This is a genomic window from Flavobacterium sp. (assembly GCF_032153895.1).
Classification (GTDB): Bacteria; Bacteroidota; Bacteroidia; order Flavobacteriales; family Flavobacteriaceae; genus Flavobacterium.
The window spans coordinates 1-3,741 of the sequence record NZ_JALDYN010000058.1 but is presented as its reverse complement, the minus strand read 5'-3'; the positions used below and the strand labels follow the sequence as shown (position 1 = coordinate 3,741).

The following is a 3,741-nucleotide window of genomic DNA, read 5'->3' as shown; positions in this document are numbered from 1 at the left end:
TATATTGTTGTTTGGTTGTTTGTCTAAAATTCAACTTGTCCATCCGGTTCACTATCAGTCATTAAAACCGTTTTTTTGTTACCGTTTACCTTAAAATGAACAATATTTTGTTGCTCATCGTAAGTTTCTGTAAGTACTGAATTGTGAATCGATATTGTATTTATTTTCTCCAAAACTGGTGTGGTAAGATAACAAATCAAGACATTATCTTCGGTTTCTTTTCCTAAAAATTTTAAAGATTTAGAAGACGAATTGACACTTATTCTGAATTTTTCACTCAGATAAGATTTGATTAAATCATCAGTTTGGGGAATTTCTTTGGAGGTCGCCAAATAAATCTTTTTGTGAAATCGAGTTTCTAAAGCTTTTTCCAAATCGTCGATAAAAATTCGGGTAGTGATTTGGAGTTCTTTTTTCTTCGGCTCATAATTCACCTGATAAATTGCCACGTAAAATTTATGCACCGCAAAAGAGCAAAGCACAACAAAAAGAAGTATCGGAACAAAACGCTGCAAAAAGGACTTCATAAACCAAATGTAGTAAAAGAAAGCTAGTAGCGGTTGTTTTTAAGATATTCTTCACTCTTTTTTATGAGAAAATCAGTGAATTCAAATTCTTTTTTCGGATTTAACAATTGGCGAATGTTGGGATGCTGCTGTTCACAATAACTCAGAAAAAGTTCGATTTCTTCCGGTTTCAATTTAAGCGTTTGAGTGAAAAAGTTTTCGGAATATTTTTCTTTTGCGGCATCGACAAAGGTTTTGTTGCTAATGAATTCAATTTTTTTTGGCTTGGGTTTCGGTTTGAAAATGGCTTTCAACAACACACCGCCCAACTTAGCAAAATCGATTCCGTTGAAATCATTTCCAGGTGTTCCCATAGCATTTTTAAGCGCGTTGTCAACCGGATTGTATTTTATATCGGATACGGAAAAACCACCTGCAGCCGGTAAATTCAAATCAATTATTTTTACTTTAAGTGTTTTGCTGTCGGTTTCGAGATTTCCGGTCAAAGTGTATGGCCGAACAATGATTTCATCCAAAGCGTTGATTTTAACTTCCAATCTGACTTTTAAATCTTCGTCTTCAAGATGCGTTTGATTCACTACCAAATAAGACGATTGAAACGAAACGCTACTGAAAACCAAGGTGTCTTTTTCTTTGACTAAAATCCTGAATTTTCCTTTGGAATCTGTAGCCGAAACTAATCCAGCAGTAGTATTTTTTACGGTAATATTTTCGACATCTAGTGAATCGGTAACAATTCTTCCCTGCAAGACGGAACGGTTAATTTGTCCGAAACTTAAAATGGGGAAAATCAACAAAAGAAATAACCAAAACTTACTTCGCATCGGCTATCATTTTATTGTATTCGTCAGCTAAACCACCTAAAAGAAATGTAGTAAGAGTTTTATTTTTGTCTTTAACAGCTTTGGCAACTTTCTGATTTTCCGAAGCAAACACGACGAAACCATCAAGATAATCTTCCGGAATTTTAAATTCACTCATCAGATAATCGGCATCAAACATATAACCCAAACGCTCCTGAATCATTTTGTTACGCTCGGCTGCAATTTCCTTTTTTAACATCGCAGTTCTACCCGTAATCGCGTTGATGATAGGATCTATCGGAAGAAAACCACCTCCTGTTGTGGCGGTATAATAACGCCGTTCAGCCGGAGTTAACGGTTTTACTTTTTTGGAGATGATACCTAAACTTACCGCATCAATAGTACTTTTTTCAACTACAATTTCTTTTATCTGAGTAACTTTCAATTCCATGCGAACCGGGAATGGCAGATAATCGAAATCTTCTTTTTCGACAATTATTCTTTTTGCTTTTAACTGAACCGAAGTAAATAACAACGTATCGCCTGTTTTGGCATAAATGGAAAACTGCCCATCAGTAGCCGAAAAAACTTCTCTCTTTGAATTTAGATTTGCGATGGTTACGCCGCCGACTTCTTTAGTATCCGCAATAATCTTCCCCTTCAGAATTTTAGCACTCTGAGAGAAAATTGAAGATGAAATAAGCAGTAAAATAAAAAGTAATTGTTTTTTCATACGCTGAATTGTACCGTAAAACTATCTGATATTCCTCACAAAACAATCCTAAAGCCTTTGTAATTTTTTGTTAAATTAAATTCCAGTATCTTTGAGGAACGAAACATTTTTTATGAAAAAGATTATCATTGCCAGCACTTCTACACTACACCAAGGAAGTTATCTCGACTACCTTTTACCTACTTTAAAAACCCATTTTTCCAACATAACCGAATTGCTTTTTATTCCGTATGCGCGCCCGAGTGGTTTGTCTCATGAAGATTACACCCTTAAAGTTACGGAAACTTTTGCCAAAATAGGAATTTCAGTTCGCGGACTGCACGAATTTGAAGACCCAAAAACAGCCGTTAAAAATGCTCAGTCCATATTTACCGGTGGCGGAAATACTTTTCTGTTAGTGAGTCAACTTTATAAAACCGGAGTAATGGAAGTTTTAGAAGAAGTGGTGAAATCGGGAACACCATACTTAGGAACATCCGCCGGAAGTAATATTTGCGGATTAACCATGGGAACCACTAACGACATGCCGATTGTCTATCCGCCGAGTTTTGCGACTTTAGGATTGGTTCCGTTCAACATCAATCCGCATTATCTGGACCCGATTGAAGGCTCTACCCACATGGGAGAAACCCGCGAAACCCGCATTAATGAATTTCACAAATTCAATTCGCAGCCTGTTTTAGGTTTGCGAGAAGGCAGTTGGCTGGAAGTCATCGGAACACAAATAACCTTGAAAGGAAGTTTGACCGCACGTTTATTCGAACAAGGAAAAACACCTGTAGAACTAGACCCAGAAACCGATTTATCAAATTTGAAATAAATCCCAAAAACTTCAGAATTATGGAAATGAGAATCGAAGCCGTTCAAATTGCAGAAGCTTTTAACATCCGAAAATTCAGAACCGAATTCCGAACTGATGCCTTTTCCGGAAGCACAACCGAAGTGTTCTACGCTTTGGAAAACAATCGTTTTTTATACCTTTTCGATTACGGTGTCGTGGTTTTTGCCAATTATGATGCTGTGGCCAAAAGTGAGTTTATCAATTTCGTCAAAAACTACGCTTCCAATCCGGTAAGGTTGAATTTGAGCGAAGAATATCGTATTGAGCCAGACAATACTTTACTGAAAACCATCGTGAAAAATGATTTGGTTTTGGTTCCTAAAATTGATTCCGACACGTTGCGTATTATCATGCTGAACACGGCACAATCAGTGGCATTAGACTATTACGAAGCGCTTACCAACGATTTGATTGCGTCGTCTAAAAATTTCATTTTGGAATTGGAGAATAAAGGAAAACTGAGCATTTCCAAAAAAGAATTACTAAAATACATCGGAAAGGTTTTGAATGTAAAAAACAGTATTATTGACAATTTATACATTTTAGACGATCCCAATTTAGTTTGGGACAACGAAGAATTGAACATGCTGAACAAAAACCTGAAAGCTAATTTCGACATCAATCCACGATTCAAAGACTTGGATTACCGTTTGCAGATTGTGGAAGATAACTTAACGCTCTTCACTGATGTTTTAAGTGTAAAGGAAAGCGCCCGCCTGGAATGGATTATCATTATTTTGATTGCTTTTGAAATTGCACTGACCTTGTTTTCGCATTAATTACAAAACCATATAAAAACAAAAAACCACTCAATATGAGTGGTTTTTTTGTTTGTAT

5 protein-coding genes are annotated in these 3,741 nt (G+C 36.3%); 2 read left to right on the top strand and 3 right to left on the bottom strand.

The genetic code is table 11. The features are described from left to right. Nucleotides 1-23 precede the first annotated feature (23 nt). From RUH60_RS11525 to RUH60_RS11515, 3 genes are read right to left on the bottom strand one after another with little or no spacing between them, the layout of a single operon-like run. Nucleotides 24-527, bottom strand: coding sequence for a DUF6702 family protein (locus RUH60_RS11525; protein WP_313808452.1), 504 nt, complete (start codon nucleotides 525-527; stop codon nucleotides 24-26). A 23-nt stretch (nucleotides 528-550) separates the two neighbouring features. Next, a complete protein-coding gene (locus tag RUH60_RS11520) occupies nucleotides 551-1,351 on the bottom strand; it encodes a carboxypeptidase-like regulatory domain-containing protein (RefSeq protein WP_313808450.1) in 801 nt (266 codons plus the stop codon). Beyond that, the gene (locus tag RUH60_RS11515) at nucleotides 1,341-2,063 is read right to left on the bottom strand and encodes a hypothetical protein (protein WP_313808448.1); all 723 of its coding nucleotides are present in this window, start codon (nucleotides 2,061-2,063) and stop codon (nucleotides 1,341-1,343) included. The genes RUH60_RS11520 and RUH60_RS11515 overlap by 11 nt, the downstream gene beginning before the upstream one ends. Before the next feature lie 112 nt (nucleotides 2,064-2,175). Here RUH60_RS11515 and pepE point away from each other — a divergent pair, with 112 nt between their 5' ends. Beyond that, nucleotides 2,176-2,883 (top strand): dipeptidase PepE, encoded by a 708-nt coding sequence (gene pepE / locus RUH60_RS11510; RefSeq protein ID WP_313808447.1) that lies wholly within the window; start codon nucleotides 2,176-2,178, stop codon nucleotides 2,881-2,883. A gap of 20 nt (nucleotides 2,884-2,903) precedes the next feature. After that, nucleotides 2,904-3,683 (top strand): RMD1 family protein, encoded by a 780-nt coding sequence (locus RUH60_RS11505; RefSeq protein WP_313808445.1) that lies wholly within the window; start codon nucleotides 2,904-2,906, stop codon nucleotides 3,681-3,683. Nucleotides 3,684-3,741 lie beyond the last annotated feature (58 nt).

Coding starts and splice junctions, on each gene's coding strand:
- RUH60_RS11525 (WP_313808452.1), bottom strand. CDS start 527: ATGAAGTCCTTTTTGCAGCGTTTTGTTCCGATACTTCTTTTTGTTGTG.
- RUH60_RS11520 (WP_313808450.1), bottom strand. CDS start 1,351: ATGCGAAGTAAGTTTTGGTTATTTCTTTTGTTGATTTTCCCCATTTTA.
- RUH60_RS11515 (WP_313808448.1), bottom strand. CDS start 2,063: ATGAAAAAACAATTACTTTTTATTTTACTGCTTATTTCATCTTCAATT.
- pepE (WP_313808447.1), top strand. CDS start 2,176: ATGAAAAAGATTATCATTGCCAGCACTTCTACACTACACCAAGGAAGT.
- RUH60_RS11505 (WP_313808445.1), top strand. CDS start 2,904: ATGGAAATGAGAATCGAAGCCGTTCAAATTGCAGAAGCTTTTAACATC.